The organism is Microcoleus sp. BM001215392, assembly GCF_036700185.1.
Lineage (GTDB): Bacteria > Cyanobacteriota > Cyanobacteriia > Cyanobacteriales > Microcoleaceae > Microcoleus.
This window is the reverse complement of the sequence record NZ_JAUBOJ010000430.1, coordinates 1-5838: the sequence shown is the minus strand read 5'-3', so window position 1 is coordinate 5838 and position 5838 is coordinate 1. Positions and strand designations below refer to the sequence as shown.

The following is a 5838-nucleotide window of genomic DNA, read 5'->3' as shown; positions in this document are numbered from 1 at the left end:
GATTATAACTAATAACTTATATGCGGTCATGCTTCGCCCTCCTCAAAAGTGAGATGCACCACATTTTTTTATTAGGATTACTGGATTTTAAAGTCTAGCCCCTTTTCATAAATTTGCATTCATTGAGATGCACCCGTACCCATTGAGTAATTTTTTATTCTTTGAAATTACAGCATAAATGACTGAATCGTTAAATACGACTATCATCAAAAAAACCAAAAACTATTTAGGGCATGGCTTTCAAGCTTAACAGCTTAGTAATTAGTGCAACACTTAAGAAGTGGCTAGCTTAACTGTCTAACTGTCCTAGACGTTCACCATAAATCAGGACAAAGTTGATATATCAGCGTGCAGCGTTAGATTTCAACAAATCAGGAAATTAACCCAACAATTTTCAATTATTGCGGGATTTCCGATTGTTCTAATTCGCATTTAACTCAGATTCACAGCAATGTGTTTAGTGCGACGCTCACCTATGGCGGCAGCTTGTATCTGTGCGATCGCAAAATCGATCGCTTGTGAATCTAATTCGCAATTTGCAGATTGGTTCTGAACTTTGAGAACCAGAGAAAACAAGCAAACAAACTACAAATTTTAGGAGAAATTCCGATGGCAAAGCCAATTATCGGTACATCATTCAACGATACGTATTTGGATGGCACTAACGGGGCTGATACTATCTATGCCTTAGCTGGTAACGACTCCTCCTCTGGCGGGGCGGGCAACGATACGATGTATGGAGGGCCTGGAAATGATACCTTGTGGGGATACTCGGGCAATGACTCGATCTTCGGTGAAGAGGATAATGACTACCTCTATGGCGAAGAAGGCGCGGATACCGTCTGGGGCGGCGCAGGTAATGATTATATCAACGGTAGCAATGGTTTATTTAATAGTACCGATTCTGCCGATCGACTTTACGGAGAAGCCGGCAACGACACCTTAGATGGTTGGACTGGTAACGACAGCCTTTATGGTGGATATGACAACGACCTCTTGCTTGGTTCCTTCGGGAATGACTACCTCGACGGTGACTATGGAAACGACAATCTTTATGGCGAACCTGGGAACGATACGCTGTATGGAGGTGGAGGGGCAGATCGGTTCATTTTCAACTTTAGCCCAGCCTATGAAGGTATTGATTTAATCCAAGACTTTCATTACTGGGAAGGAGATAAAATCCAAGTCTCTGTAAGTGGAATGGGAGTATCTTCAGTCAGTCAATTCCAATACAACAACAGCAGTGGTGCGCTGTCGTTTAAGAATCAGCAATTTGCCAAAGTGCCGGGTGGATTTCGTCCCGATTCGGATATCGTCTTTGTTCCTTAAGACTTGTCCCCCTTGCTAGGACATTCCTGGACGCATTAGCTAACTAAAAGAAACCGGGTTTGTTACCTAATCTATGGACTTCAACCAAGGATTTTGCTAAAAAACCCGGTCTCTGATTATTTGTGTGGCGGAAAATGAAAAATTAACATCGGCGCTTTAAAAATTAAAAAATCTTTTGTTTCGTAGCATTTCTTAAGTGGCTAGCTTAAGTGGCTAACTGTCCTAGACATGATTCATGGAGCTGAGTTATTTTGTTGATGTGCTGATAAGTCGCAGCACAGTTTAAATTTGTCAGAACTCCAATCAAAAATTTGAGTTTATTTGTACTGACATATTGCATCATGCTCGGAAACCTGGTTTTTCGCAAAAATTCTGCATCAAAACCGATATTTTTTATCAGGTAAGACATCATGGCTTTACAAACAGATCCATCCGAACCGCGCCGCTTAATTGGTGACAATACATCCGAAAGTGTGTTTTTATCGATCGCAGATACCAATAATTTTCCTTTGGGAGTCTGGATGCTCGAAGGTGACGATACAGTCAACACCTCAGCAGCTAACAATTTGGTGTATGGCAATGAAGGAGAAGACGTTCTCAGGGGAAACTCGGGTAACGATTCCTTATTTGGAGGCAGGGGGAAAGACTTACTAGGTGGAGAGGCTGGAAATGACTATCTCAGCGGAGGGCAAGATGCAGATTTGATTTATGGGTTTGGGGGAAACGATATTTTATTGGGCGGTAGAGGCAATGATTTCTTAGTTAGCGGTAATGGGTATGACACTCTTATTGGGGGTTTGGGGCGAGATATTTTATTGGGATTTGATGACAATATTTCTGGGCCTAAAATCGGCAGCAACTTGTATGTCTTGCAAGCAGAACCCGGAGTTACAGATATCAATAATGCGGATCTGATTAGCCTTTTCAGAGTTGGTTTCGATCGAATTGGATTAGCAGGGGGTTTGACTGCTAGCGATGTAGTGTTGGAAAACCTGACAAATGTGACAATTATATTGGGGTTTGACGGGTCACAAGTTTTAAAAGACCAAGGTCTGACAGGTTTACTCAATCCTGGCCCTATTGTAACGACAGGAACTCTCATCAAAGTTAAAAATTCTGGTGATATATTGGGTTTTGTTGATGGTGTAATTCCAGCCCAGCTTCAAAACAATATCATCTCGGTTCAAGGATTCTAGTAGCGATAACAAGATGGTACTCTTGACCGGAAAGAATCACTTTGTCCGGTTGGATCGGTTGCGTAGTAATAATCGGGGCGAAGCATTAGGATGCAAATCTAATTGAATTTATTTCAAAAATAATCGTCCGAATGCTTCTCCCCTACAACTGTCAACTTTCAACTGTCAACTGTCAACTGTCAAGCGGTCAACTGTCAACTATCCACGATCGCCCCCAAGAACTCCAATGTGGCTTTCTGAGCTTGTGTAATGCCCGTGACTCCGGTAATATTCATAGCGACCTAGGGGCGATCGGCGAACCAATAAATAGCCGCGTTTGATGTTTTAAAATATAGTTGCGGTCTGTAGCACTTAAAAAATGTATTATACCGCAACTGCGGTAGAATTATAAATTATACAGCTATAATCAAGCATTCTGTTATGTAGCAAGTGACATGATTAAAAATGTAAAATCCAGACAAGAAGTGCTGGAGTTGTCTCATAATAACGGTTTGGCGATCGAGGAAAGTTCCATTAAATTCAATGAATCGGGTCTTGATTTTCAAGTAGTGTTAGTAACGGACGTAGATGGAACACGCTGGATTCTACGTCTTCCTCGGCGGGAGGATGTTCTGCCATCAGTAGATCGGGAAAAACGAACGCTGGAACTGATTGCTCCGCTTCTGAGCGTAGAGGTGCCACGCTGGACGATTTGCACCAATGAACTGATTGCTTATCGGGCATTAAACGGTGTGCCAGCAGGCACGATCGATCCGGAAGCAAAAGCCTATGTGTGGGAGATTGACCTAGCTAACGTACCCGATCGATTTCATGAGTCGTTGGCGAGGGGAATCGTTTCGTTACATCAAGTTGGCGTTGAGAAAGCACGAGAAGTGGGGCTTCCTGTGAAGACTGCCGAAGAAGTCCGTGTTGAGATGAAACATAGAATGGATGCCGTTAAGAGCGAATTTGGTGTTGGTCAGACGCTATGGGAACGCTGGCAGTCCTGGCTTGATAATGATGAAGTTTGGATGCGAGAAACGGTTTTAACTCATGGTGATTTACACGCTGGTCACATCCTGATTAATGAACAAGCACAAGTAACCGGATTTATCGACTGGACTGAGGCATCTGTCGCCGATCCAGCGAGAGATTTTGTTGCTCATTACCGCACGTTTGGTCTAGACGCGCTCAATAAATTGATTTCGGCATATGCAGAAGCAGGTGGGCGCACGTGGTCGAGGATGGCAGACCATGCGATCGAACTAAACGCTACTTTTGCTCTTGAAATTGCAGAATTTGCGCTAAAGTCGGGTTTGGATGAATACAGACAAATGGCTGTGCAGTCGCTCTGCACGGGCGAATCAGCGTAATAGATGTCTGAATACAGGTGGAACAAAATTTACTGGTAAATTCTGGGATCGTCGCATCGCTGTAGAACAATCCCGTTGCACACCGCATCAAGTCGATGGGTGAGCACACAAGGTTGCTAGTTGTAGGGTGCGTCGAAGAGAAAATCAAAAGAAAGTAGCGAGGGTTATTAGTGGCGACGCACCCTACGAGAGTGAACCTATAAGCTGTCTGCAATTTCATCACAAATGCGATCGTTCAGCGTCTGCGTGACATATTCCATCACCACAGGTTGTAATGTAAACTGACCCGCGTTAGTTTCAATCAACGATCGCCATTTCAAATTTTGCAGGGCTTGCATCAACTGCGTTTGGGATACGCCAGCATTCAAATCTTCTCGAAGTTTGGCAAAGGAAACCCATTCGCGATCGATCGCCAACCAGCACATTACTTGATTCTCTAAGATTGAAAGACGACTGCATTGTTGTTGAATCAAATCTGAAACATCACCAAATACAGTAACGTTTTGTTCTAGGAACAGAGCAATATTGCCGCTGAACAAATCTCGAATGGTAGTGGCAACGATTTTTAATGCCAGGGGATTGCATCGATAGCGATCGCACAACTGGTGTTTTTGACTGTCCGATCCAGTTAATCCCGTCACCTCAATCAACGCTGCGGAGGCTTCTGGAGAACCGCCTAGGGACAAGCTCTGTACAGCCAAATCGCCCGCTTCCAATTGAGCGAATTGAGAGCATTTTTCCCGGCTGGTTAACACCAAACAGCTTTGATGGCGAGTCTCGGCCACCGCGCGCAGCATTTCGTCGTAAGCTTCATAACCGGGACGATATAGTCCGCTCCGATCCCCTGGTTGTGACAAGCTTTCGGTATTGTCTATAACCATCAGACAGCGATGATTCCGCAGACATTGAATCAAGCTGCTAATTTCTGCTTTTGTATCCTGTTGTCCTGAGAGAAATGAGACTAATTCTGCTAAGAAAACGGACGGTGGCGGAGCATTGCGGAGGCTTCGCCAAATGACGTAGGTAAATTGGTTTTGTAGCTGTTCTGCCAGCTTGACAGATAAAGCCGTTTTGCCAATGCCACCAATCCCAAAAATACCCACCAACCGACAATTATCTTGTAGAATCCATTGGGTGAGGGTGGTAAGTTCTGCGGTGCGCCCGTAAAAGCGGGAAACATCTATGGCTTCTCCCCAATTTTGGGCGATCGACTTTACGGGTTCTCGTTGTGGGGCTTCGGGTTCTGGCTGGATGTAGTCTTGCTCAGTTATAGTGAGGTTAAAGGCGCGAAATAGCTCTTCTAAGGTTTGGCGATCGACTGCTGCTTTGCCACTTCGCAGCCGTCCGATCGATCGAGCACTGAGCCCTGTCAAATCACTCAATCGCTCTAATGTGTAAGCATAACCACCATTTTCAGCAATGGCTAATTGTTCCTGAGTATTCTGGAGACGCTGCAAACCCCAATCTGAAAGAATCACGCCTCGGCGCTTGCGCTTTTGCGGCAGTTTAGTCATATTTTAAGTATTTCAACTTCCAACTTGAACTTAGGACTTGTTGTTACATTCGTAGTGTCATTTCACCGCAGTAAGATTCGTTTGTAGTGCGGACTTGAGTCCGCAGCTTGAGAGCGGACTCAAGTCCGCGCTACAAACCGTTTTTGTGATGGTAATCGACCGGACACGATCTCAACTGTCAACTGTTAACTGCCAACTGTCAACTGCCAACAGTCAACTGTTTTTCAAGCTTGCCATATCTCAAATCCAGATTCAACCCGTCATTTGCCGTAGTCAATTGTTAAGAAACCGATACAAAAGCATCTATTTCTCCTCGCAACTCGTCTTACTCATATCGAGTCCGAATGGGGTGCATCTGGTTTTTGAAGCCGGGCGAAGCATGACCGCATATCAGTTATTAGTTATAATCCCATATTGACTGCGGTCATGCTTCGCCCCTACAAACAT

5 protein-coding genes are annotated in these 5838 nt (G+C 44.4%); 4 read left to right on the top strand and 1 reads right to left on the bottom strand.

The genetic code is table 11. The annotated features are described in order from the left end of the window. Positions 1–543 precede the first annotated feature (543 nt). The 4 genes from QT974_RS29850 (at position 544) to QT974_RS29835 (ending at position 3877) form a co-directional block, all read left to right on the top strand. On the top strand, positions 544–1329 hold the full coding sequence (locus QT974_RS29850; protein ID WP_333472008.1) for a calcium-binding protein: 786 nt from the start codon (positions 544–546) through the stop codon (positions 1327–1329). A 410-nt stretch (positions 1330–1739) separates the two neighbouring features. Beyond that, a complete protein-coding gene (locus tag QT974_RS29845; RefSeq protein ID WP_333472007.1) occupies positions 1740–2525 on the top strand; it encodes a calcium-binding protein in 786 nt (261 codons plus the stop codon). Positions 2526–2656: 131 nt separating this feature from the next. Then, positions 2657–2845, top strand: coding sequence for a hypothetical protein (locus QT974_RS29840; RefSeq protein WP_333472006.1), 189 nt, complete (start codon positions 2657–2659; stop codon positions 2843–2845). Positions 2846–2959: 114 nt separating this feature from the next. Beyond that, positions 2960–3877 carry a macrolide 2'-phosphotransferase gene (locus QT974_RS29835; RefSeq protein WP_333472005.1) on the top strand — a complete coding sequence of 306 codons (918 nt, stop codon included), beginning with the start codon at positions 2960–2962 and terminating at the stop codon, positions 3875–3877. A gap of 197 nt (positions 3878–4074) precedes the next feature. Here the strand turns inward: QT974_RS29835 and QT974_RS29830 are convergent, their stop codons facing one another. After that, on the bottom strand, positions 4075–5391 hold the full coding sequence (locus QT974_RS29830) for a helix-turn-helix domain-containing protein (protein WP_333472004.1): 1317 nt from the start codon (positions 5389–5391) through the stop codon (positions 4075–4077). Between the last annotated feature and the right edge of the window lie 447 nt (positions 5392–5838).